We start from the raw sequence: 22308 nt of genomic DNA, 5'->3' as shown, positions 1-22308 counted from the left end.
CGGGAGAACATGTCTTCAGATGCAGGACATGAGATTATGGTCAGCCGGAGCATTCAGGCGGAAGGAACCTTCGGAGATCTTAAAGAAAACTACAGATACAGCCGATTGAGACGCCGGGGACTGGAAAACGTAAAATTTGAGGTGCTTATTGTGGCCATGGGACACAATATCAGAAAATTAAACAACAGAAATCGGATGAGTTGCCCAGAACTCGAACGTTATGGAAAATTAAAGGAGCAGAAAAGCGAAATCTGAAAAAGATTATAAACAGTCTTTTTGAGTTTTGGCTCTTTTCAGTGCGTTCAAAAATTGACTTGAGCGGAAAAACACATCATAAAACAGGATTGAATCAGATAAAAAGCATAGAAAAAGGAGCTGTAAATCTCGCTGATGAAAAATCAGTCGAAATTTAACAGCCCCTTTTAACGCTTTGGCCTGATTCATGATTCCTTGATCTTTTGAAACTAGAGTGCGGTTGAATCAGTGTATATTGATTGTCTGTTTTGCTTTACTGCGCAAATTTTTTCTTAGTAGTCAAGAGCTTTGTAATAACGGCGGATATCGATCGGATGCTTTCTGGCTTCTTCTAAATGAACGTTTAAGCGCATAAATGCAGAACGCATGACGATTGGAGAGAGAATTCCGCGGAATTTGTCATCGATACCGATCAGATCGAAATCTTTCGTATCAAATACTGTAACTTTTCTGGAGATTCTATTTACGAATTTTTCAACGCGATCCATCTGTGGACGAGTCTGATCTTCACCTTTGATTACCATAACCGGAATATCGCGATCAACGACTTCAAGAGTGCCATGGAAGAAGTTAGCTCCAGAAACAGGTCTTGTTTTCATCCACTGCATTTCTTCCATGATGCAGGTTCCATAGCACATGGCCCAGTCTTCCAAGTTTCCAGAAGCTATCAGATAGGTGATTGGCTCATCGCAATATTTTTCAGCGTATTCTTTCATCTGATCATCTGCATCCTTATAAATCTGTACGACATTGTCAGGCAAAGCCTTAATCTGTTCCATCAGCTGATCATAGTCATCAAACTGCCCGGCATTTTTCATGAATCGAAGAGCCACTGTATACCACCAGTAGTATTCACCGCCGACTGTATTGACAAGATAATCAGATTTTTCAGCCAATGGAGTATTCAGTTTTTCCACATATCCAATTACACGGCATCCAATTTCATGAGCTTTATCGATAAACTGTTCAACTTCAATCGTATTTCCAGACAGCGAAGCGATAACGATCACAGAATCCTTATTCAGATTTGCATTTCCTTCATAGAGAAGGTCAGCAGCGTTTTCTACATAGATTGGTAAGGTACATCCAAGCTGACGAATTGTGTGTTTGATCTGGCCAGCGTAAAACACAGTTCCTCCGATTCCTACCAGGAAAATATTGGAATATCCCTGATTGCAGATTTCATCTACAATGGCTTCAGCAGCCGGGATCAGATCGACTCCATTCTGGTGATCGGATCTTACTTTTTCCTCATCAAAATTCAGCATAGTTTTTACTTCAGACATTTTCTTTTCTCCTTTGATTTTTCATCGATTTATTCTGGTTTCGTATTTGAAACAGTTGATTTAAAAAGAATGAGGAGCAGGAAATTCTATCCATGGTTTCGCTTAGCATCATGATTTCTTTTTTGAACATTCCTGCTCCAGACAGGTTAGAGCTGTGCCGAAAGCTGCGAACTTCTGGCTATAGTTGATAAAAGTTGTTCTGATATGGATCAGAGTGCTTAGAGTTAAGATTTTTGATCTTTTTGTATTTTTATCCAAGAATTCCAGTCCAGGCCCCAAGAATTCCAATCAGTGCAGTTCCGAGTAATACCCAGATGACGTTTACTTTCTTTTCAAGCAGTTTGTAATAGATTCCTGTTGCAAACAAACCAAGCATTCCAGGAAGCAGTGAATCAAGAATGGATTGAATCGTTGTAGCCGATTCACCAGATCCTAATGTAAGCGGAGTGCTGATGCTGACCAGCTCTTTGGTCATACCACCGATTACGATGGCTCCAAGGATAGCTGCTGCCAGCATGAATTTTTCCATCATTCCAGAAGCCTGCAGCTTTGAGAGATAATTGGCTCCAAGTTCATAGGCTTTTGTAGAGCAGAACCAGCGCAGGATAAAACAGGGAACATTGAATACTAACAGGAAGATAATTGGTCCTAACGGGTTGCCCTGCATGGAAAGGGAAGCGCCAATTCCAACGGCAAGAATTCTTAAGGTTCCTAAAAGCAGCGAATCACCAATTCCAGAAAGAGGACCCATCAATGCGGCTTTAACAGAGTTAATACTTGAAGTATCAAAATCTGGATCATTGGCATTCATCTCTTCCATCGCCAGGGTAATCCCGCCGACAAATGGAGCCAACGCAGCGGTGATGTTGAAAAATTCCATGTGTCTTTGCAGAGCTTTTGATAGTTCTTCCGGTTTATCCTTATAAATCTTTTTGAGTCCATCGTTGATCATATGGCAGAAACCCATATGCATTTGACGTTCATAATGCCAGGAATATTCCATGGAAAGAGAACGCCAGAACATTTTTTTGAGATCTTTTTTGTTAATGATCTTGTTATTAGAAGTCGTCATCTTCTACCTCCACAATGGCTTCAGCCTGCGGTGAAGCAAATCCATAGTTGTTCATCATAATGGCTACAAGCAATACTCCAAGAACTGCGATGGCAACGATCGGCAGTCCGAAATAGGCTGCAACGGCAAATCCAAGAAAGAAGAATGGGAGTACTTTTCCACTCATAACCATTCGGGCAAGCATCGCAAATCCTAATGCTGGGAGAATTCCACAGGCGATGCTCAGTCCCTTTGTAATAACTTCGGGGATGGCATCGACAAAAGCCTGGATGTGAGCGGATCCTAAAGCGTATCCAGCAGCGGTTACGATAAATAAAGCAGTACAGGTAATCAGACCACAGGCAAAGTGAATTCGATCGATTCCTCCTGGATTTCCCTGCTCGGCATATCGGTCTGCAACCTTAGCGAGCATTGGGCGTACGATGGAAAATAACAGGTTATCGATAATCTGCATCAGCATGGCGATTGGGAATGCCATTGTGAATGCGATATCTGCTCCTTTTCCGGTTGTGATCGCAAAAGCGGTACCAAGAATTCCGCCAACGATTACATTAGGTGGAATGTAGGCTCCAACTGAGTACTGACCAAGAAAAGCCAGTTCCAGTGTGGCTCCAATTTTGACTCCGGCTTCAAAATTGCCAAGTACCAGACCAACAAGAGGTCCTAATACGATCGGGCGGGAGATCATTGAGGTTCCCGTTGCCAGATCGAGTTTGCCAATAAATGCAAGAGCGCCTAGCAGCAGAGCATGTACGATTGTCATAAGATTTCCTTTCTCTGAGAATGAATGAATTGATTCTTTTTATTTTGTTGTTCAGATCAAACTGGCTGCATCGATTTTCTTATCCTGAGGCAGCATTCGAATTTCAACTTCAACTCCTCTGTTCATCAGTTCTTTAAGATCTGCAGCATCCTGATCTGTGATGTTCATGGCTTTTGAAATCTGTCGGGTATTTGAAGCGGCTTTCGTTCCTCCCAGATTTAATGATTTGACACAAGAACATCCATCGATCAGTTTTTTGGCATCAGCGATGGATTCAACCACAATCAGCAGACGGTATTTATCGGTGACTCCGCTGTTAATCGCTTTGATGGAATCATCAAGGCTTTTGATGACCAGCTTGCAGCCGGCGGGTTTAGCCAGTTTCAATGAGGTTTTCCGCAGATCGTCTTTAATGACTGCGTCGTTTGCGATTAAAATGCAGTTGGCATTGCGGTCAGTGGTCCAGGAAAAAGCGATCTGGCCATGAAGCAGACGATGATCAACGCGTGTTAATGTAATCATTTGATATCCTCCTAAAATTCTTCATCCGCTGAAGCGGTGAGGGTGTGATGCAGCAATCCAATGCCCATTCGTGATGAATCAATCAGTGATTCAAATTCAGATTCATCGATTCCGTTTTGAGAACGAGTCAGGACTTCCAGAGCCATTGGCAGGTTCATTCCGGAAAACAGCGCAACATTTGGGTACTGGATCAGTTCTGAAAGAGCGGTATGAACGCTGCCGCCTTGAATGTCAGTCATGATGATGTACTGGTTTTCTGATCGAGTGACTTCAAGTTCAAGCTCGTTCAGAAAGTCCCTTGGATTTTCTCCTGGATTCAGCGAATAAGCTCGTACATGATCACCGGGATTTCCAACGATCATGGACAAGGTATTCAGCAGTCCCTTGGATAACGATCCATGAGATGCGAGAATGATTTCGGTCATAAATTCTTTTCCTTTGTCTGTTGTAAATTCCTTTCTTTTCTACACTCAATTAAGGCATTTCTTTTTATTGCTTTGATCATTTTGATCGGTCAGATCCTGTTTTCTGAATAAGTCTGAAGAATTTATGGATCTGCAGCTTTGAATTGTTTTCTACCTTCGATTCTCCTCTTCATGTCTCTCCTCTCTTTGATGTTCGGCTTTGGTTCTGATATTCAGGTTTTTACTGTTTTGATTTATTTCTTTTTGCCTTACACCCTTTATTCAGCAAAAAACGTGCCACAGAGAGGGAATCAGAAAAAATTAAAAAAATTTTTGAAAAATTTCGCAAAAAAAGCCGCCGATTAAAAATCAGCGGTTTCTGAATCCTCGTTTTGAGAATCATGACGAATGTATTCATAAATATAGGCGATTTCTGAATCCGGAATCCGTACCCGATATTGCGATTCGATGGATCTGAAACATTCCCGGCAAAGACGGATAAAGCGACGAAGCTCTGGATTTGCTGGTAAATCTGGATTTAAATCCAGATTCTGGTTTTTCGCCTCCGTCTGATTGAATGCAATTCTTTCGATCAGACAGGAAATGTGGACATAAAGTCCGATGCATGTTGTTGAACTTAAAGTGATCTTTAGATCATTTTGGAGCTGTTCAACACAGGGGGTAATCTGTTCAAGCAGCTTTTGAGGATTTAGGACGGTCAGCTCAGACATCAGGTTATATAACGAGAAATTTTTGAGCAGTTTTTTCTGGAATTCAGCCGACTGTTCTTTTGTAAACAGTCCTTCCAGACAGGACTCAAGCAGGATAAAGTGATCACGAATGATCAGGTCTTCAACGCTGATAAAAGTGACATCTTTCAAGTTTGGATTCAAGGTGCCAACCAGACAGACGACATTCCATTTTTGAAAGACTGAACTAGATTTCTTTTCCTGCAGCAGATGCGGATAGCTCACAGATAATACTCGAATATCGCAATCCGAAGGCAATGAAGACTGGATCAGTGATTCAAGACGCCGCGCGGTACCGATTCCGCTTGCGCAGCAGCAGACAATTGCAGGCTTTTTGCGCATTGAAGGACGCAGCCGGTAGCCTGAACAGGAAAGCTTGCAAACTTTGTCGAGCATGGATTCAAGCTCTTCTCTTTGACTTACAAGAGTTCCAATTTCTAAAGCGACAGGTGTCGAGACGTGATCAATCAGCCCGATGGAGCATTCTAATGAATTCAGTCCATCCAGAATGCTTTCAAGACTGCCCATATCGACAAGAAGAATCAGCTCTTCAAGATGAGGAAACCGGCCTGCATAGGTTTGAACCTTTTCAATCACATCATCAACAGAACTGGTGATTGGCATGTCAATGGCATCAAATACGGTATCTCCAAGCAGCTGATTGGCTGCATCTGCAATTGAACTGGCGGTTGAGAAACCATGCGCGGCAATCAGAAGTGCTCTTCCTTTATAAACATCCTGTTCAATCGGATCAATCAGAAACAGGAAAATGATGATAATGACCATGGGATAGATATAAAGTTCAACTGCAGATTGTAAAAACAGGCAGATTTCCTGGGCACTTCGAAAAGTCTTAAAATACGTCTTTTCGAGTTCATTAAGAATGAGCTGGCATTCGTCTTCATGGCAGATTGACCAGTTCTGATACTCAATGTCATTAAAACAGATTTCCTGAATCAACCAGGCCAGTGCCAGAAGCCTGGCTGGATCTCTGGAATCCTGAGATTTGCCCTGAAGGTAAGTGAAAGCCTGGTTGAGGGCCATCCAGCAATAGGAGTGCTCGGATTCAGAGGATTCTTCGATTCTTTCATCCAGATGCTTCATTAATAAAACACGCATCTGCAAAATCAATGAAGCGGATACGTCTTGTGAAGCAGCATTACGTTCCTGAAACAATTCAAGCAGCTGATTACTGAATAAAATTGCTTTCTGGTCCTTGTCATAGAGCTGAATCAACTGTTCTACCGTATAAAAATCCAGGACATTCTGGTGATGAGCTTCAGTAATTGACCGCTGAGAAATCAGCTTATAAGGAACATGGTGCAGATTGATTCGAACCAGTGAATCCGCTTCAAAAAAGGCATTTACGCAGCAAAACTGGATAATCGATTTTAATTCACCGATATTGCCTGGAACTTCTGCATTGAGCAAAAGATCATAAACCGAACCGGAAAGCTGAATTGGACGGTTAAGCCGTTTTTGTTCCTGCTCAATCAGGCGAGCGATCAGGGCAATTCGTTCCCTTCTTCCTCTTTCCTTTAAGGAAGGAATTTCAATCACGATCGGTATCCGCCGCATTAACGTTCGAAGCAGCACCTGATCCGGATCTTCAGTTGTTGCAAAGATCATGCGGCAATGGGAATAAAGAGTGTTTTCGTTGTCACCCATCTGGTGGTATATTCCCTGATCCATCAAATGGAACAGCTTTTCCTGAGATTGTGCAGAAAGATTATGAACTTCATCGAGAAACAAAATTCCACCATCAGCTAAGGCAGCAAGACCACTGGTATCCTTATCGGCTCCGGTAAAGGCTCCTTTGACATAACCAAACAGACTCGCATTTAACAGTTCTGGGTTATTGGCGTACTCAGAGCAGTTGAGCTGAACAAACTGAGCACCTTCTTTTAGAAGACCTTTCTGCTTAGCCCAGTCATAGGCTAAAGCGGCCATTTTTGATTTTCCTGTTCCCGTAGGCCCTTTTAGAAGAATAGGCAAACCTTCTGGTGGGTAGGAGATTGCAGCTTTCAGCTGCGAGATCATTGGTTTCAGAGAATGATGATTTCCAACCAGCTGATCAAATGGATCCTGAGTATTGGTTGTCTGCTTTTCAAACAGTTGCATGAATTCCGATACGGAAGCAAACTCCGATTGATCAGTATAAATATAATGTTCAGATAACCATGAAACAGGAACATAGAGATAGGGGCGGCTCAGTATCCGAACAAGATCATTGGACTGAACCAATTTATTCATGCATGCAGTCACATCAACTCGGCTTGCCTTCAAAGCTTTGGCACATCGAACGGCACTGGTTAACGGCAAGTCATCATGATTCATACAGGCATTAAGATAGGAAATAATTTTACCTTCCATAATTTCAAATTCCTTTTCTGAGCGGTTGTTTTTAATTGAATCTATAGATTATTCAATTATCCCACATCTGAGATTGGATGAGATATGATTTTTGAATGTGTAGGAAATAGAATTGATTTTCGTATAATGAAGATGATGAAAAATACGTTGTTGATGAAGCCATCAATGCAGCAGCTTCAAAACTTCAATTCAAAACATGGGGAATACCTTCGTGTTCTGTCCATGTCAAAAGCTGAACTGCTTGATCAGATCCGGGACATAGCAGATAGTAATCCGTATATATCAGTAGAAGGTTCGCTCAGCGAGAACTTCTGGGATAATCAGACAAGCAAGAAAAGCCTGAAGGAAGAACTTGATTCTCAGCTTCGGCTTCAAAAAGATGGTCCGGAAATAAAAGCAGCTCGCTATATCATCGAATCTCTTGATGAACATGGTTTTTATACAGAAGATCCAATCGAAGGTTCAAAATACCTGCATATGAATTTTGAGCTGTTTTTAAAAGGCCTTCACCTGGTGCAAAGTTTTGAACCTTATGGAGTGGCGGCAAGTTCAAACATGAATGCGATAGCCATTCAGCTGCACATGAAGAATCTTGATCAGGCTGCATGGATGATTGAAAACTGTCAGGATCTGATCATTGTTCAGAACTTTGAAGGAATCGCAAAAAGAATGGATCTTTCTATTGAAAGAGTCCACGAACTGTTTGAACAGGTCAGAAGATGCAATCCTTATCCATGTTCTGAGTATGACACTTCACCGGCAGTTTCCCGGTTGCCAGAAGTCATTGTTACAGTTGAAGATGATCATCTGCAGATTCAGCCAGCCGCGCTGCCAGAGATTGAATTATTCGAAAAGCAAAAAGATACATCAGCTGAACTCAGGGAGTATTTCAGGCAGGCACACTTTTTTATTGATTCCATCAATAAAAGGAATCAGACTTTGATGATTGTGGTTAATGAATTGATGTCCATCCAGGAAAGTCATCTGATGTATGGCATCGAGAAGAATCCTTGTACCTTGCGCGATCTGTCAGAAAGAACAGGCCTTCATGTTTCAACAATCGCACGAACACTAAAAGATAAGTATTATGAGATGGATGGAAAAGTAATTTCTTTTTATTCGCTCTTTGATTCTCAGACTCGTCAGGGAACTTCAAAATCTGCAGTCGTACGGGCAATGAAGCTATTGATCGATCAGGAAAATCCAGAAGAACCTTATCTTGATGAAGAAATTTCAGTTTCTTTAGAGGAGATGGAATTGTTTGCGTCAAGACGTACAATTGCAAAGTATCGAAAAGAGATGAATATTCCCAGTTCCAGGAAAAGAAAAAAGCAATATCAAAACAACAGATATTAAAAGACTGATCAGCTTCAAAAATAGATTTTCTCCTATCCCTTTTTTCATCAAATCCATCCATCACCAGTTTCTATCCAGCCAGGATCGAATTGAGCTTTTAATTCGATTTAAAAAGGCATCTGAAAAATGAAGTTTGGATCTTTAACCAGTAAGCACAACTCAGAAAAAAATGTATTCTGTAAATTCTGGTCAAAGCGCCACAATGCCTGTAAAAATCATTCGATAATTAAGGTAAGCAATCGAAATGGAAAGGAGAAGCAGATATGGACAAAAATCTGGATGCAAAATTAAGGGAAATTGTAGATCTGGCAAAAAAATACGAGGTCATCAACTCATCGATCAAGGAAAAACAGAATATGCTCAAACAATTAGATGACGTTGCAAAACGGATTCAGGGAATGCCGAATGTGGTTGCCTATGCCAACCAGGCGGCTGAAGAACTAAAGACAGAAATTGCCAGTGAAGAAGAAATGCTCGAAAAAATTCGTACAGAAATGAGCAATTAAAAAACGATTGAAAAATTCAAACGTGCTCTGATTGAACATATTGTGGTAAATCAGGTCATACAGGCGGTCTTATCCATCAAATGGATAAGACTTTTTTTCATTTTGCCTGCACTGCCTAACCATGCACCACTATGAATGAGATCTGGCGATAGTAAGTGAGTCAAGATTGGAATGAACGTTGATTATTCAGCAGAAGATGCCACTTAAGGACTGTTTACCTAAGTAAACATTTGAAGGAAGTGGAATGAATTTTAAACAGGGCATGCAAAAGGAGTTAGTTAAAGCAAACATGCATTTGAATTTAGCAGTTAGTCGTCGTAAACTCAGTTTGTGAATTAGTTAGCTATCGCAAACTTTGGAGGTAAGGGATATGCCATTGATTTTTGTTAAACCACTCGAAAACTGTGTGATTACAAAAATCAGAGGTCAGGATAAAGATTTGAAACATCTTAGATCTCTGGGGCTGATTGAAAGAACGCCTGTGCGGGTTCTGCAGTCTTGTAGAAGAAATATGATTATTGAAATTCGTTCAAGCCGATTGGCACTGGATAGCCGTCTGGCAAAGCGAATCGAAGTTGAACTTACTGACTAGATGAGGAAAGGAATAAAAATGCTGACACTGAAAGATCTTAAGCCGGGAACCAATGCTAAAGTTCTCCGGATTCATGGCAATGGAGCTTTAAAACGACGAATTATGGATATGGGAATGATCCGAAATACAGAGTTTTCGGTTCGAAAAGCGGCCCCATTGGGAGATCCGGTTGAAATTCATGTTCGGGGATATGAACTGACCATTCGCAAAAACGAAGGTCAGCTTATTGAAGTTGAAACAATCAATGCCTGAGAAAGGATAAGGAACAGATGATGAAAATTGCATTAGCTGGAAATCCAAACAGTGGAAAAACGACTTTATTCAATGCATTGACCGGTTCCAACCAATATGTTGGAAACTGGCCAGGTGTAACCGTAGAGAAAAAGGAGGGAAAATTAAAAGAGAATCCAAAAGTGATTGTTCAGGATCTGCCTGGCGTTTATTCGCTTTCCCCCTATAGTCCTGAAGAGAGAATCGCAAGAAATTACCTGATTCAGGAACACCCAGATGTGATCCTGAATATTGTGGATGCTTCTAACCTGGAAAGAAATCTTTATCTATCCACACAGCTGGCTGAACTGGGTATTCCGATGGTTATCGCATTAAATATGATGGATGTTATCGAGAACCGAAATGAAACAATTGACGTAGATGCTCTATCGAATAATTTAGGAATACCTGTGATCGAAATGAGCGCTTCTAAAAACAAAGGAACTAAAGAAGCTGCTGCAGCTGCCTTAAAAGCAGCCTTACATCAACCGGTTAATTGCAGAGTTCAATTTGATCCAGCGATTGAAGAAGCGATAAAGAAAATTGAATCGATGATTATTGAACCGGTATTTAAGCGCTGGAAAGCCATACGTCTTCTGGAAAATGATGAATATATTTTAGAAAGGCAAAATCTGTCTTCAGAGCAGCTGAACCATCTTGAAAAGGTCCAGAAGGAGCTGGAACAGAAATTTGATGATGAACCTGAAGGGATTATTGCGGACCAGAGATACAGCTTTATCGAAAAAAATCTTCAAAATGTTTATAAGAAGAAAAAAGGTTTCCATTTGACGATCAGCGATAAGATTGACCGGATTGTAACCAATCGTTTCCTGGCGATTCCGATATTTATGGCAGTAATGGCAGTTGTCTATTATTTGTCCTTGAATCTGGTTGGAACGCCAGCTACAGATTTTGTCAACGATGTGATCGTTGGTGAATGGCTGCAAGGTGGGATGACTTCCTTTTTTGAATCGGTTCATGCCAGCGAACCTGTCATTTCATTAGTTGTTGATGGAATTATTGGAGGATTAGGAGCTCCATTTGGATTCCTGCCGCAAATGGTAATGATGTTTTTATGTCTTTCGTTTCTCGAAGACTGTGGTTATATGAGCCGCATTGCTTTTATCATGGATCGAATCTTTCGAAAGCTTGGACTTTCCGGAAAATCTTTTATCTCGTTTATGATCTCTACTGGCTGCGGAATTCCCGGAATTATGGCTGCCCGTACCATTGAAAATGAAAAAGAGCGCCGTATGACGATGATCGTTACCACCTCCATGCCCTGCTCAGCTAAGTTGCCTATTATCGCAATGATTGCTGGGGCGATTTCAGGAGTGAGTGCTTCATGGCAGATTGCCTGGGCCACGTATATGTTTGGAATTGTTGCGATCATAATTTCCGCACTGGTATTAAGACATACTCGCTGGTTTGCAGGAGAAACCGCTCCTTTTATTATGGAGCTGCCGTCTTATCACTGGCCCAAAGTGATGAATGTTTTAAGACAGACCTGGGAAAGGTGTCTTCATTTCATTAAAAAGGCTGGAACGATTCTGTTTGCCTGCTGTGTAGTCACCTGGTTCTTATCCACCTATGGAATCACATCTCAGGGACTGCAGATGGTTGATATTCAGGATTCTTTACTCGCAAAAATCGGTAGTTCAATTGCATTCCTTTTTGCTCCTTTGGGATGGGGGAACTGGCAGGCCGCAGCCGCATCCCTTTCTGGATTTGTCGCCAAAGAGCAGATTGTATCTACTATGGGAGTGCTCGTCAACGTAGCAGATGATACAGGAGAAGTTCCTGAACTGTGGTCTGCCATTATGGTGATGTTTCCAAATTTTCTGGCAGCTTTTTCTTTCCTTGTGTTTAACCTGCTGGATGCTCCATGTCTGGCCGCAGTTTCTACTTTGTTTAAAGAGATGAATTCATCAAAGTGGTCCTGGATGGCTCTTGGATGGCAGATGTTCTTTGCATGGTCCATGGCTCTTATCGTTTATCAGCTTGGAAGTCTGCTATTCTATGGAACATTTGGAATCTGGACGATGATTGCTGTTGTGATTCTGATTATTTATATTGCTCGAATGGTTAAACCATATACGGATCGGAAAACTGCTTCTAAAAACCTCGTAGAAGCAGGAGCTTAAATAGATCAAACTCAAAATCCGTTTTTTGTTCTTTTACAGGAACTAAGAAATTTCATCTTTAAAAAATGGAGGTAAATTGAATGAATCTAACGGATATAGTAATCCTGACCGGCGTTCTGATTTTGCTGGTTCTTGCTGTTCGCTCCATTCAACAACGTAAAACCTGCTGTTCATGCGGCACATGCAATGGATCCTGTTCTGGTCAAAACGGTTTTAAATCTTTTAAACGCAAAAAAAATAACCCATCTGATTCAGAAGGAAATTGCTGCTGCCGTTGATTGCGTTTTACGCAAAATAGCAGCTAAGTATCAATTTGATGACAATACAAAAAGTCCCTGGCATTCTGTTCATTCAGAATTCAGGGACTTTTTGTGCTGGTTCAGAGCTGTTTATAAGAGAATTTTCAATTGGAAAATTTTATAACTTGACTAAGAGGAAAGCTTTGTCTTTTTAAGACCAGCCAGGTAATTGATGAAGGCTAAGGCAATTAAAGCAGCGTAACCCAACCAGGACATCCAGTCTGCAACTTGACCGAAAAAGAAGAAGCCCAAGATTGCCGAAAATATAATTTGCGTATAGTCACAGATTGAAATCTGAGAGGCTGGAGCAAAGCTGTAAGCGTAAGTAACAGAATATTGCCCAAATGTAGCCATGATTCCAGCCATGATCAGACATACAAGCTGAGTCAGTGTTGGCATTTTGAAATCGAGCATGGTCAGCGGAATAAAAGCCAGCAGGGAAAAGGCAGAAAAGAAGAAGATGATTTTCGATTTATCAACTCCCTGCAAGGTCAGTTTTCGAACATAGACATAGGCTGTTCCAGCTCCGATCGCCCCGACAACCTGAACCAGACTTGCACCCAGATCAGCATTTGAAAAGCTTGGTTTGATGATCAGTAGGGAACAGGAAAAAGCCAGGATGACTAATATCACCTGAAGCCGGGTTGGCTTTTCCTTAAGTAAAAAGACACTGACCACAATGGTGATAAAGGGAACCAGCTTCTGAATCGCTGAAGCATCCGCTAATAAAAGATGATCCACCGCATAGAAGTTGCAGAGAATTCCTAAGGTACCAAAAGCGGAACGAAGAATCAGATTGAGCCAGGCTGCTTTAGGATAATGAAGATTCTGATGGTTTTTCATCAGAACAAATCCGGCAGCCATCACCGCAATCAGATTTCGAAACAGGCTTTTTTCCGGTGAAGGAAGATCCCCGGCGAGTCTTACAAAAACGTTCATCAGTGCAAAGGAAAGAGCGCTCAGTACAATACACAGCATTCCTTTTTGTCGATTCGTCATATTTTAAATCCTTTCGTATAAAAAGAGTTTTTGTTTGTCTGAATTTTCTTCATTGATCAAAAGTGCAGTTGATTCTGGATAAGATATCCTCATATAGATCAGACAGAATCTGTTTTCTGGATCATTTTTTCAGACCTGTGATATCTTCCAAAAACAGAAACTGATTCGATTCCTGAACGGGTTTCTGATGGATTCAGGATGACTTTTATGGAGGTTTTATGAAACGTGCACGCATTCTAACCGGTTTGCTTTGTCTGAGTCTGATCGGCTAAGGCTGCATGGTTCAGGATAAAGATTCGATTGAAGAAGAAACGCAGCAACAAATCAATGATAAACAAAGTGAAGGCCAGATACCAATAAAAGACGGCGCCATATTTCATGCTTTTTCCTGGGACTTCAATACGATTCGGCAGTCTTTACCCATGATTGCAACCGGTGGATTTCGTTCCATTCAGACTTCTCCCATTAATAAAGTTTTTGATGGGGAAGATGGGGGAATGGATCTTTATGGAGATGGAAAATGGTATTACCATTATCAGCCGGTCGATTGGAAGATCGGAAATTATCAGTTAGGAGCTCTCGAAGAATTTCAAAAGCTCTGTGATGAGGCCAACCAGTATGGAATTTCGATTATTGTCGATGTGGCGCAAAACCATACAACCATGAAACAGATGCCGTTTCAGAAAATCTGATTGCAGCGGCTGGTGATTCGCTCGACAGTCTTTATCATCAGAATTCGGCTTATGACATGAATAATTTTTCTGATCGTCTTCAATTGACGACCTATAAAATGGGTGGACTGCCGGATGTGAATACTGAAAATTCCGGCTTTCAGGAGTACTTTTTTAATTTTCTGAAAGATGCGATTGATGCAGGAGCGGATGGATTTCGATTTGATACCGCTAAACACATCGCTTTAGAAGATGATCCAGTGGAATCAAAAGAGATGGAAAATAATTTCTGGACAAACACGATGAATTTTCTTAAGGACAGAAATATTCAATTTCCTATGACGAAGTTTTGCAGGGCGGCAAGGATCGACTGGTCGATTATATCGATGCCATCGGAGCCACAACCGCAAGCAATTATGGCGAAAAGATCCGCTACGCAATTTTGCTGAAGAATCTAAATCCGGGATCTTTATCGGACTACGCGATATCGAATGCGGATCCAAATGTCGTTACATGGGTAATCTGCTGTAGCAGGATGAATCCATGGAAGCAACCGCATTTTCTATCAGTTCCATTAATTCAATGGTTTCTTCTGGTTTAACCACTGGAGGTTTACTATTCACTAATGTTTCGTAAAGCGCTTCATAGAATCTGGCGTAGTTTCCAGGAACAGTTTCGATCTTCTCTTCTACAGTTTCACCTTTGTCGTTGAGTGTATAAAGCGTTCCATAGTCTTCCGGCTTGTCTAATCCAAAATCTGGATGACCTTTTGGCAGATAGAAGCGTTTAATATCCTTTTCCTGCTGATCTTCCTTCTCTTTAATGGAGGTTCCGTTCTTTCCATAAACTCTTAAACTGTCTCTGAGCTTGTTCATAAAATAGCTTGAACGAATGGCTACTTTCAGATTTCTTGAAGGATAGTACATATCGACATCAAAATAATCGTTCATTCTCCCTTCGCCCATTAACTGGTGCAGATCACAGTGAATCTTTTCCGGTTTGTCAAAATAGCCGATGATCTGATCGATGCTGTGGCAATGAGCATATAAGAAGGAAGTAGTACGAGAGAATTTTTCAATATTTTCTGGTACTTCCGGGCGGTAGTAATCGTAGTTGGATTCGATTTCAAAAACTTCACCGAGTTTTCCGCTTTCGGTCATTTTGACGGCTGTCAGAAAGTCGCTGTCGAAGCGGCGATTCTGACAGGCTTCAAGACGCAGATCTTTTTCTTCGGCTAGTTTAAAAAGTTGAATCGCTTCAGCCGTGGTTTCAGTAAAGGGTTTTTCAACCAGACAATTCTTGCCAGCTTCAAGAACTTTCTTTGCATATTCATAATGGGAACTCAGAGGAGTGCTGATGACGATCAGTTTAATCTCCGGATCATTAAGGAAGTCATTTAAATCGTAGATATAAGAAACTCCTTCGATTCTCTCCCAGCTTGAACGTCCGAGATGGCGTTCATAGATTTTTTTTGATTTCAAATTTATCTTGAAGGCACAATACATAAGGAATATGGTAGCGGTTGGCGCTTTTTCCATTTCCAATAAAGTCAATACCTATTTTTCGGTTCATAGATTTTCCGCTGCTTTCTGATTTTCATTTTATACGGATTAACTTTGTTTCGAGACAGAAAGTGCTTTGTAATGTATAAAGTTCGATTTTACTCATGCTAATAAATATATTAATATTAAAATTAAAACAACAAATAAACAATATTACTTTGGGGGGATTATGAAAAAATTGATGTGGGTTTCGTGCGTCTTTGCAATGATTCTTTGTGGATGCTCAGCTCATCAGACAGATCAGATTGAACCTTATTCTGTTCTGCTTGGAAGCACACCTGATCATAATCAGGAAGAACCAAATGGAAAACTGCTTTATGACTTATTAAGACAGGCCAGTGCCAGTACGGTGAATACCTATCAGGAAACCGGCTTCGTGGTTGATCGCTACTCTGGAGCTAACCATCTGAAAACTTTAGTTTTTGAACAGGATGGATGGACGTATTGCATAGACGAGCGCTTTAACTATCTCGATAGTATTCCGACTGTGATTACGATTAAGCGCTTTAAGGACAATGAGCAGGAACTGATTTCCTTGAATATGAATGAAGATGGCTCGTATCAAACAGCAGAATTTGTAACTCGTAAACCAGAAGTTGATGGAGATAAGATGGTAGTGATGGAGCAGCCGATTCTGGAAGCCGTTGGAGATGATGGCTTTGCAATGATTGAAAAATTCCCTGACTATTTTATAGTCTGGAAAGAAACAGATGAACAGATCGAAGATCCTTTAACAATTATTCTGTGGACAATAACCGATCGGCAAGAGCTCAAAGAACGGCTTTCATCTTCCGAATTTAAAAAGACAGGAATGATCTTTTCACAAGGCTTGCCGTTACGTATTGAATGCAATTCAGAGGGAACGATTATTCGCTGGTCTACCGTCTCTGGTGATGACAAAAAAGGTGAAATCTATCCTTCAGGCAATCTGGATAAAGGTTTTTATGCAGACCTGATGGATCAGCATCCATCAGAAAATGAAATCATAAGTGTACCGGAAAATGCCTTTTTGGATTAGATAATAAAGATTGGAAACAAAAGTTAGAAATACCCAGACAAAGCATGTAGATCTGAAAAATACAGATTACGGATTAAATCGGATACAAAATCAAAGCCGGACAGTTTGCCCGGCTTTTTGAATGAAAATATGGTTTCTTAACCAAGAACTTTTACAGCATATGAACAGATTGGAACAACTTCAATACCTGACTCTGCTGCATTCTTAGCGATCATAAGAACAAGCTTTCTGGCAATGCCCTGGCCGCCAAATTCAGGATTGACTTCTGTATGAGTAATCAGCCATTTTCCATCCTGGTTAACGTATTCGCAGATGCCAATCAGTTCATTATCTGCATAGGCAGCTGAACGGTTCATCTCTGGTTCGAATCGATATTCAATCATCATGGATTCCTTTCATTCTATTGGATCTTTTTTCTGATCGTCTTGTTTAAAGTATATAAGGAATCGAATTCAAGGAGTAAAGCAAATACTTCAGTCGAATTTATACTTCAGATTTCCGTAAATGTAAATGATAAAAAGCCATCGATTTGATGGCTTTAAAGGTTGGTGATCTGATTTTGAAAGTTGAGCTTCTGTTGTTAATTGTTCATGGATTTATCGAACTTTTCTGTCCATAGCTTCAGGTAAGCAAGAGAGTTCTCCAGATTTTTTGAATTTTGGATCAAGCCAAGATAAATATCACCACTCAGGTCTAAATTCTCAAGAAGTGGGGTGCTTGAAATGTTAACTGCCATTGGATACTCAATGAATTCATAATTGGCAGGATCAATCTGATTCTCAAGCTCACCTGATAGCAGATCGGGTGAATTGAGATTGGTGATTTCCCGATTTTCTGCTAGCAGATCAGCTAATGATTCATATAGTTCAGAATCCTGGTTTAAAAGAAATTCCTCAAGATTCATTAAAAATCCGCCAGCTGAAAGAATATCAAAGGCCTGTTTGTTCATCAGTATGGCATCGAGTTCCTGCTTTTCGATTAAAGCGGAGAGTTTGATTCGAGAAGACCAGGCATATTCTGCCTGGGTATCTTTTGGATCATCTGTCAGATAGATGCCTTCTAAAATTCGAATCTGATAATCATCAGGATTCAGCTGCAGCTGTTCAAGAAATGCTTCATCTGACGTATTCAGAAGTTCTGATATAGAAGCTACGTTAGCTAAAGCCACCGTATAAGCTGTCTTTTTAGAGCTCATGTTCTTTGCACAAATTGAACCGCTCATGAACAGAACAAAGACGGATACAAGAATTGGAAGTTTGTAATAGTCCCATATATACTGCGGCTTTTTAGAAAAACTCAGCTGTTTGAAGGTTTCTTTATTGTTTCTGTTCATTTATTTTCTCTGTTGATTTTCTGTACTGACTGAATGCAAGATCACCAGTTTTGATGGCTTCAAATACATTCCTTAACAGATAGCAGGACATGAATGAAGCAAACCCAAAGCCAAATACAATCGCTGGAGTGAAAAGAAATACAGTGATGTAGAGCATCAGAGCATGAATCGCCAGCACAAGCAGAGTGCAAAGCAGGTAGCGCAAGGATACGACAATCGAATTTTTAAATGTCTGCAGCAGACTGTTTTCAAAATATGCCATCAAAGGAAACAGATAGACCATGACAAACAGCCATAATGCAGCGGTAACGATCAGAAATGAGGAAATCATCGTCCAGAAGATGCTTTCTGGCTGTAAATGATAAGTGACATATCCATCTAAGACCAGAATAACCAAGACAGTAAGCATGATCAGCCAGGCCTGTGTACTCTGTTTGAAGTTGCTTTTAAAAGCGGCAAAGAACATTTTGGTGATATTTGATTCTTCGTCTCGGCTCATCTTCAGCAGGACGGTAAATAAGGCGGTGGTTGAAGCACCGATTGTAAAAATCGGCAGTGAACAGAAAAACCAGAGAATATTCAGATAAGCACTCTCAACTGCTTTTTCAATCCAGGCAAATACAGGGTTTTCTAAATTAAATAGGGCGTTCATAATCATTCTCCTCTCGATGAAATTGGATTTTTTTTCGAATTTGTTCCGATTCTTCTTTATGCAGAATCAGGATGCATATTTGATGTTTTCTTATTGGGGCTAATCAGTATCTGTAGATTCTCTCCAGACCGGGGTGGTTTCTGTATAAACCGTTCTGTAATTTAAGAATGGATTATCGATTCGGCTAAGAATCAGATCGGCTGCTGAAAATCCCATAATCTGTGTATGAATGTGTACGGAAGTCAGATTGGGAGAAATCAGTTTAGATTCTGGTGAATCATCAAATCCGGCAACCAGAACATCACCGGGAACACAATAACCTCGTGAATGCAAAACATTGATCAGATCGAAAGCGACAAAGTCATTTGCACAGATGAAAACTTCCGGCAGCTGATTCATTTTTTCAATCTGCTCAGATAGATAGACTCGATAATCTACGCCGCTGCGGCGGGATGGATCCGAATGGTGAGCGGTTAGGGAATATTGAAGATCAGCCGGATAACCTGCCAGTTCAAGGGTGTTTCTGAATGTCAGATAACGCTCCATAAAGGACTGGCAATGATGGATCTCTCCGACAAAGCCAAAGGTCTTTTTTCCCTTGTTGACCAGTGATTGAATAATAGCTCCAAGTCCAGTCTGATTTTCCATGTACAGGCGATCCGCATTTAAGGGTTTAGCAGGAGAAAGTACTGGTGTATCGACAAACAATATTGGAATGTTCTGATCGCATAACATATAGGCGTATTCAGGATCAAAGATTTCAAAACAGATAATTCCAGCCACCTGGTCTCGATTAAATTGGATGGGCAGGGTTTTATTCTTGATGTCTTCATCAGACAGAAGCTCCAGCTGCATCGTATAGCCGGCTTTTGCAATCTCGGACTTGAATTTATCAAGCAGGGGGGACGAAAAATGAGAATCGTTCAGAAAGCAGGAACTCAGAAGAATAATTTTCTTCTCCTGAAGTCCGGCTTTTTTTTCATGGGTTTCAGAAGTGCGAATGTTCGGACTTGAAGTTGTGATCCAGGAAAACTGACGGTATCCCATCTCTTTGGCTTTTTCGATGACTTTTTGTCTGGTAGCTTCGGATAGAATTCCAGAATTATTAATGGCTTTGGATACCGTATTTCTGGATACCCCCAAAGCATCAGCTATATCCTGGGTAGTAATGCGGTTTGGCACGAATAAATTCCTCCTTGAAGGTAACTGGATTTACAGCTCGGCTTTTACATTTGTAACATCTGAATTCATCCTATCGGTTTGAAATGGATTTGTCCAATGAAAATGTAAAAGCAAAGAACTTTGCTTATTTATTTGTAAAAGAAAAAGGGTAAAGTAGACAGATTTGGATAAATGTAAAAATTTTGACTGGTTCCGGATCATGCCTGCTGTATGTTTTTCAATCTCAATGCGATTATTTGAAGGAAACAAAGAAGAAATGAGATAAAAGATGTAAAAATTTAGAAGAAAATTATGTAAGCGATTGCGCTATGTGACAAACTTTGACATAATCCAATTAGACGAGACAAATGTAAAACAAATTACAAACGTAAAAGAGGAGGAAACCTGATTATGAATTCTGAGAATGAAATTTCTCAAATGACCCTGAGTCAAAAACCCGTCGGTAAGTTCAGTGAGACTATGGATTACTTCAAGAAACACTGGCAGCTGTATATCATCTTCCTGCTGCCCGCTTTACTGCTGACCATCATTTTCAAATACGTCCCAATGGGTGGTATTCTGATTGCTTTTGAAAACTATAACCCGATCAAAGGAATTCTCGGCAGTGAGTGGTTGGTCTGGAGTACTTCCAGCGCTTCTTATCTTCTCCCGACTTCATGCAGTATCTGATCAATACTCTGAAACTTTCTGTTTATGGATTACTGTGGAGCTTCCCAGTTCCGATTATTCTGGCTTTTTTATTGAATCAGATTCGATCATCCAAGATTAAACAGAAAATACAGCTGATTCTTTATATGCCAAACTTTGTCTCGGTAATCGTCTTATGCGGTATTGTCCGCTTGCTGCTTTCTGTCAATGGACCAGTCAATATGATGCTTCACACCAGCATCGACTTCATGGCTTTACCGGAGGCATTCCGTCCAATCTATATTATTTCAGGAATCTGGCAGGGCGCTGGCTGGGCATCAATTATGTATACTGCCGCATTATCCAACGCATCTCAGGAATTACGAGAAGCAGCAATTGTGGATGGAGCGAACATCTTTCAGCAGATTCGAGTTGTTGAATGGCCAGCTATCAAGGATATGGTCATCATTCAGTTCATCCTTCAGGCTGGAAACATTATGAGTGTTGGTTTTGAAAAAGCCCTGGCATTGCAGACAAGCCTGAACCTGCCAGCTTCTGAAATTATTTCGACCTATGTTTATCAGCAAGGTCTTCTGAATGGAAACTACAGTTTCTCAACAGCGGTTGGACTATTCAATACGGTAATCAACGTCATTTTACTGGTTTTAGTCAATATGATTGTTAAGAAAATGAACGAAGGAAAGGGGCTCTAATCATGGAAGCAAATTTAAGACAAAGAAAAAGTAAATCCTGGTTTTCCAGACAGAGACCAGAAGATAAGGCATTTTTGATCTTTGCCTATGTGCTTTTATTCCTGTTTGTCATTGCAATCATTATCCCAATGGCTTATATCGTGATCGCTTCCTTCATTGATCCGATCACCCTTCAGAATCATGGAATTAGTTTTGATTTTTCAAAATGGACTCTAACAGCTTATGAACGGGTAATGTCCAACGCCCAGATCTGGGTTGGCTTTAAGAATGCGGTGATCTATTCCATCGTCTTTACGGTCATCTCCGTTTTTGTCACTCTACTGGCTGCTTATCCAATGTCCAGAAAAGATTTCAAAGGCCGAGGCTTCTTCAATGTTTTGTTTTTAATCACCATGTTTTTTGGTGGAGGACTCATTCCAACGTATCTGGTTGTCAGCAACTTAGGTCTGCTCGATACGATGTGGGCTGTGGTATTGCCTGGTGCATTCAGTGTCTGGAATATGATCATTGCCAGAACGTATTATCAGGGGATTCCAGATGAATTAAGAGAAGCGGCTGAAGTGGATGGAGCCGATGAAGTGACTTATTTTTTCAAAGTCTTGATGCCTGTATGTATTCCAGTGATTGCTGTACTGGCCTTATGGCAGTTTGTAGCCATGTGGAACAGCTATTTTGATGCTTTGATTTATATTGATGATGCAGCCAAGCAGCCTTTGCAGCTTGTGCTTCGTTCAATTCTGATTCAGAACCAGCCAGAAGCCGGAATGGTATCAGATATCCAGTCCACAGCGGCCAGAGCCCAGCTTGCAGAGCTTCTGAAATATGCAACTATTGTTATTTCGAGTCTGCCGCTGCTTGTCATGTATCCATTCTTCCAGAAATATTTTGACGCCGGAATTATGGCTGGTTCAATCAAAGGTTAATTCCTGGCTGATTGAGTTTACGAATAGAGAAAAGAGA

24 protein-coding genes are annotated in these 22308 nt (G+C 40.8%); 12 read left to right on the top strand and 12 right to left on the bottom strand.

Features of this window, described 5'->3' with window-relative positions:
* Positions 1–255, top strand: a 255-nt coding sequence (locus BO222_RS09580) for a transposase (RefSeq protein ID WP_075817320.1), incomplete at its 5' end; no start/stop codon positions are given.
* 272 nt (positions 256–527) lie between these two features.
* On the opposite strand, the gene BO222_RS09570 is transcribed toward BO222_RS09580, so the two are convergent.
* From BO222_RS09570 to BO222_RS09545, 6 genes are all read right to left on the bottom strand, one after another.
* Positions 528–1541 (bottom strand): SIS domain-containing protein, encoded by a 1014-nt coding sequence (locus tag BO222_RS09570; protein ID WP_198932057.1) that lies wholly within the window; start codon positions 1539–1541, stop codon positions 528–530.
* A 250-nt stretch (positions 1542–1791) separates the two neighbouring features.
* Complete coding sequence (locus BO222_RS09565; RefSeq protein ID WP_075820531.1) at positions 1792–2613, bottom strand: PTS system mannose/fructose/sorbose family transporter subunit IID; 822 nt, start codon at positions 2611–2613, stop codon at positions 1792–1794.
* Complete coding sequence (locus BO222_RS09560) at positions 2600–3376, bottom strand: PTS mannose/fructose/sorbose/N-acetylgalactosamine transporter subunit IIC (protein WP_233131244.1); 777 nt, start codon at positions 3374–3376, stop codon at positions 2600–2602. Before BO222_RS09560 ends, BO222_RS09565 begins: the two co-directional genes overlap by 14 nt.
* A gap of 51 nt (positions 3377–3427) precedes the next feature.
* A complete protein-coding gene (locus BO222_RS09555) occupies positions 3428–3898 on the bottom strand; it encodes a PTS sugar transporter subunit IIB (protein ID WP_075820529.1) in 471 nt (156 codons plus the stop codon).
* Positions 3899–3909: 11 nt separating this feature from the next.
* A complete protein-coding gene (locus BO222_RS09550; protein WP_075820527.1) occupies positions 3910–4323 on the bottom strand; it encodes a PTS sugar transporter subunit IIA in 414 nt (137 codons plus the stop codon).
* Between the two features lie 341 nt (positions 4324–4664).
* Positions 4665–7424, bottom strand: coding sequence for a sigma 54-interacting transcriptional regulator (locus BO222_RS09545; protein WP_075820525.1), 2760 nt, complete (start codon positions 7422–7424; stop codon positions 4665–4667).
* A gap of 126 nt (positions 7425–7550) precedes the next feature.
* Here BO222_RS09545 and BO222_RS09540 point away from each other — a divergent pair, with 126 nt between their 5' ends.
* The 5 genes from BO222_RS09540 to feoB all read left to right on the top strand — a co-directional run bounded on the left by BO222_RS09540 (position 7551) and on the right by feoB (position 12292).
* Positions 7551–8780, top strand: coding sequence for an RNA polymerase factor sigma-54 (locus tag BO222_RS09540; RefSeq protein WP_158024589.1), 1230 nt, complete (start codon positions 7551–7553; stop codon positions 8778–8780).
* A gap of 263 nt (positions 8781–9043) precedes the next feature.
* Entirely contained in the window at positions 9044–9286 is a 243-nt protein-coding gene (locus tag BO222_RS09535; RefSeq protein ID WP_075820521.1) for a hypothetical protein, read from the top strand.
* Positions 9287–9656: 370 nt separating this feature from the next.
* Positions 9657–9878 carry a FeoA family protein gene (locus BO222_RS09530; RefSeq protein WP_075820519.1) on the top strand — a complete coding sequence of 74 codons (222 nt, stop codon included), beginning with the start codon at positions 9657–9659 and terminating at the stop codon, positions 9876–9878.
* Positions 9879–9896: 18 nt separating this feature from the next.
* Complete coding sequence (locus BO222_RS09525; RefSeq protein ID WP_075820517.1) at positions 9897–10130, top strand: FeoA family protein; 234 nt, start codon at positions 9897–9899, stop codon at positions 10128–10130.
* Between the two features lie 17 nt (positions 10131–10147).
* Entirely contained in the window at positions 10148–12292 is a 2145-nt protein-coding gene (feoB, locus tag BO222_RS09520) for a ferrous iron transport protein B (RefSeq protein WP_075820515.1), read from the top strand.
* A gap of 428 nt (positions 12293–12720) precedes the next feature.
* On the opposite strand, the gene BO222_RS09510 is transcribed toward feoB, so the two are convergent.
* On the bottom strand, positions 12721–13590 hold the full coding sequence (locus BO222_RS09510) for a DMT family transporter (protein WP_075820511.1): 870 nt from the start codon (positions 13588–13590) through the stop codon (positions 12721–12723).
* Between the two features lie 278 nt (positions 13591–13868).
* Here BO222_RS09510 and BO222_RS14270 point away from each other — a divergent pair, with 278 nt between their 5' ends.
* Positions 13869–14282 carry an alpha-amylase family glycosyl hydrolase gene (locus BO222_RS14270; protein WP_075820509.1) on the top strand — a complete coding sequence of 138 codons (414 nt, stop codon included), beginning with the start codon at positions 13869–13871 and terminating at the stop codon, positions 14280–14282.
* Positions 14279–14710 carry an alpha-amylase family glycosyl hydrolase gene (locus tag BO222_RS14265; protein ID WP_332888870.1) on the top strand — a complete coding sequence of 144 codons (432 nt, stop codon included), beginning with the start codon at positions 14279–14281 and terminating at the stop codon, positions 14708–14710. Before BO222_RS14270 ends, BO222_RS14265 begins: the two co-directional genes overlap by 4 nt.
* A gap of 60 nt (positions 14711–14770) precedes the next feature.
* Here the strand turns inward: BO222_RS14265 and BO222_RS09495 are convergent, their stop codons facing one another.
* On the bottom strand, positions 14771–15742 hold the full coding sequence (locus BO222_RS09495; protein WP_233131243.1) for a Gfo/Idh/MocA family oxidoreductase: 972 nt from the start codon (positions 15740–15742) through the stop codon (positions 14771–14773).
* 250 nt (positions 15743–15992) lie between these two features.
* Here BO222_RS09495 and BO222_RS09490 point away from each other — a divergent pair, with 250 nt between their 5' ends.
* Positions 15993–16841 carry a hypothetical protein gene (locus BO222_RS09490; protein ID WP_075820505.1) on the top strand — a complete coding sequence of 283 codons (849 nt, stop codon included), beginning with the start codon at positions 15993–15995 and terminating at the stop codon, positions 16839–16841.
* Between the two features lie 137 nt (positions 16842–16978).
* Here BO222_RS09490 and BO222_RS09485 read toward each other — a convergent pair whose 3' ends face one another.
* The 4 genes from BO222_RS09485 to BO222_RS09470 all read right to left on the bottom strand — a co-directional run bounded on the left by BO222_RS09485 (position 16979) and on the right by BO222_RS09470 (position 20008).
* Positions 16979–17227, bottom strand: coding sequence for a GNAT family N-acetyltransferase (locus BO222_RS09485; RefSeq protein WP_198932055.1), 249 nt, complete (start codon positions 17225–17227; stop codon positions 16979–16981).
* Between the two features lie 194 nt (positions 17228–17421).
* Positions 17422–18174: a hypothetical protein gene (locus tag BO222_RS09480; protein WP_075820502.1), complete on the bottom strand. Its 753-nt coding sequence runs from the start codon at positions 18172–18174 to the stop codon at positions 17422–17424.
* On the bottom strand, positions 18158–18826 hold the full coding sequence (locus tag BO222_RS09475) for a YesL family protein (protein WP_075820500.1): 669 nt from the start codon (positions 18824–18826) through the stop codon (positions 18158–18160). The genes BO222_RS09480 and BO222_RS09475 overlap by 17 nt, the downstream gene beginning before the upstream one ends.
* A gap of 99 nt (positions 18827–18925) precedes the next feature.
* On the bottom strand, positions 18926–20008 hold the full coding sequence (locus tag BO222_RS09470; protein WP_075820498.1) for a LacI family DNA-binding transcriptional regulator: 1083 nt from the start codon (positions 20006–20008) through the stop codon (positions 18926–18928).
* Positions 20009–20398: 390 nt separating this feature from the next.
* Here BO222_RS09470 and BO222_RS13995 point away from each other — a divergent pair, with 390 nt between their 5' ends.
* From BO222_RS13995 to BO222_RS09460, 3 genes are read left to right on the top strand one after another with little or no spacing between them, the layout of a single operon-like run.
* A complete protein-coding gene (locus tag BO222_RS13995; protein WP_198932053.1) occupies positions 20399–20677 on the top strand; it encodes a hypothetical protein in 279 nt (92 codons plus the stop codon).
* Positions 20665–21348, top strand: a complete 684-nt coding sequence (locus BO222_RS09465; RefSeq protein ID WP_233131245.1) for an ABC transporter permease subunit — start codon at positions 20665–20667, stop codon at positions 21346–21348. The genes BO222_RS13995 and BO222_RS09465 overlap by 13 nt, the downstream gene beginning before the upstream one ends.
* A gap of 2 nt (positions 21349–21350) precedes the next feature.
* On the top strand, positions 21351–22271 hold the full coding sequence (locus BO222_RS09460; RefSeq protein ID WP_075820496.1) for a carbohydrate ABC transporter permease: 921 nt from the start codon (positions 21351–21353) through the stop codon (positions 22269–22271).
* The last annotated feature ends 37 nt before the right edge of the window (positions 22272–22308 follow it).

It is taken from the genome of Ileibacterium valens (assembly GCF_001945525.1).
Taxonomy (GTDB): domain Bacteria; phylum Bacillota_I; class Bacilli_A; order Erysipelotrichales; family Erysipelotrichaceae; genus Ileibacterium; species Ileibacterium valens.
The sequence above is the reverse complement of the archived record's forward strand: the minus strand, read 5'-3'. Positions and strand labels throughout refer to the sequence as shown.

Bases quoted from the DNA above. Each gene is read 5' to 3' on its own strand.
- BO222_RS09570 (WP_198932057.1), bottom strand. From the start codon at position 1,541: ATGTCTGAAGTAAAAACTATGCTGAATTTTGATGAGGAAAAAGTAAGA.
- BO222_RS09565 (WP_075820531.1), bottom strand. From the start codon at position 2,613: ATGACGACTTCTAATAACAAGATCATTAACAAAAAAGATCTCAAAAAA.
- BO222_RS09560 (WP_233131244.1), bottom strand. From the start codon at position 3,376: ATGACAATCGTACATGCTCTGCTGCTAGGCGCTCTTGCATTTATTGGC.
- BO222_RS09555 (WP_075820529.1), bottom strand. From the start codon at position 3,898: ATGATTACATTAACACGCGTTGATCATCGTCTGCTTCATGGCCAGATC.
- BO222_RS09550 (WP_075820527.1), bottom strand. From the start codon at position 4,323: ATGACCGAAATCATTCTCGCATCTCATGGATCGTTATCCAAGGGACTG.
- BO222_RS09545 (WP_075820525.1), bottom strand. From the start codon at position 7,424: ATGGAAGGTAAAATTATTTCCTATCTTAATGCCTGTATGAATCATGAT.
- BO222_RS09540 (WP_158024589.1), top strand. From the start codon at position 7,551: ATGAAGATGATGAAAAATACGTTGTTGATGAAGCCATCAATGCAGCAG.
- BO222_RS09535 (WP_075820521.1), top strand. From the start codon at position 9,044: ATGGACAAAAATCTGGATGCAAAATTAAGGGAAATTGTAGATCTGGCA.
- BO222_RS09530 (WP_075820519.1), top strand. From the start codon at position 9,657: ATGCCATTGATTTTTGTTAAACCACTCGAAAACTGTGTGATTACAAAA.
- BO222_RS09525 (WP_075820517.1), top strand. From the start codon at position 9,897: ATGCTGACACTGAAAGATCTTAAGCCGGGAACCAATGCTAAAGTTCTC.
- feoB (WP_075820515.1), top strand. From the start codon at position 10,148: ATGATGAAAATTGCATTAGCTGGAAATCCAAACAGTGGAAAAACGACT.
- BO222_RS09510 (WP_075820511.1), bottom strand. From the start codon at position 13,590: ATGACGAATCGACAAAAAGGAATGCTGTGTATTGTACTGAGCGCTCTT.
- BO222_RS14270 (WP_075820509.1), top strand. From the start codon at position 13,869: ATGGTTCAGGATAAAGATTCGATTGAAGAAGAAACGCAGCAACAAATC.
- BO222_RS09490 (WP_075820505.1), top strand. From the start codon at position 15,993: ATGAAAAAATTGATGTGGGTTTCGTGCGTCTTTGCAATGATTCTTTGT.
- BO222_RS09485 (WP_198932055.1), bottom strand. From the start codon at position 17,227: ATGATGATTGAATATCGATTCGAACCAGAGATGAACCGTTCAGCTGCC.
- BO222_RS09480 (WP_075820502.1), bottom strand. From the start codon at position 18,174: ATGAACAGAAACAATAAAGAAACCTTCAAACAGCTGAGTTTTTCTAAA.
- BO222_RS09475 (WP_075820500.1), bottom strand. From the start codon at position 18,826: ATGAACGCCCTATTTAATTTAGAAAACCCTGTATTTGCCTGGATTGAA.
- BO222_RS13995 (WP_198932053.1), top strand. From the start codon at position 20,399: ATGAATTCTGAGAATGAAATTTCTCAAATGACCCTGAGTCAAAAACCC.
- BO222_RS09465 (WP_233131245.1), top strand. From the start codon at position 20,665: ATGCAGTATCTGATCAATACTCTGAAACTTTCTGTTTATGGATTACTG.
- BO222_RS09460 (WP_075820496.1), top strand. From the start codon at position 21,351: ATGGAAGCAAATTTAAGACAAAGAAAAAGTAAATCCTGGTTTTCCAGA.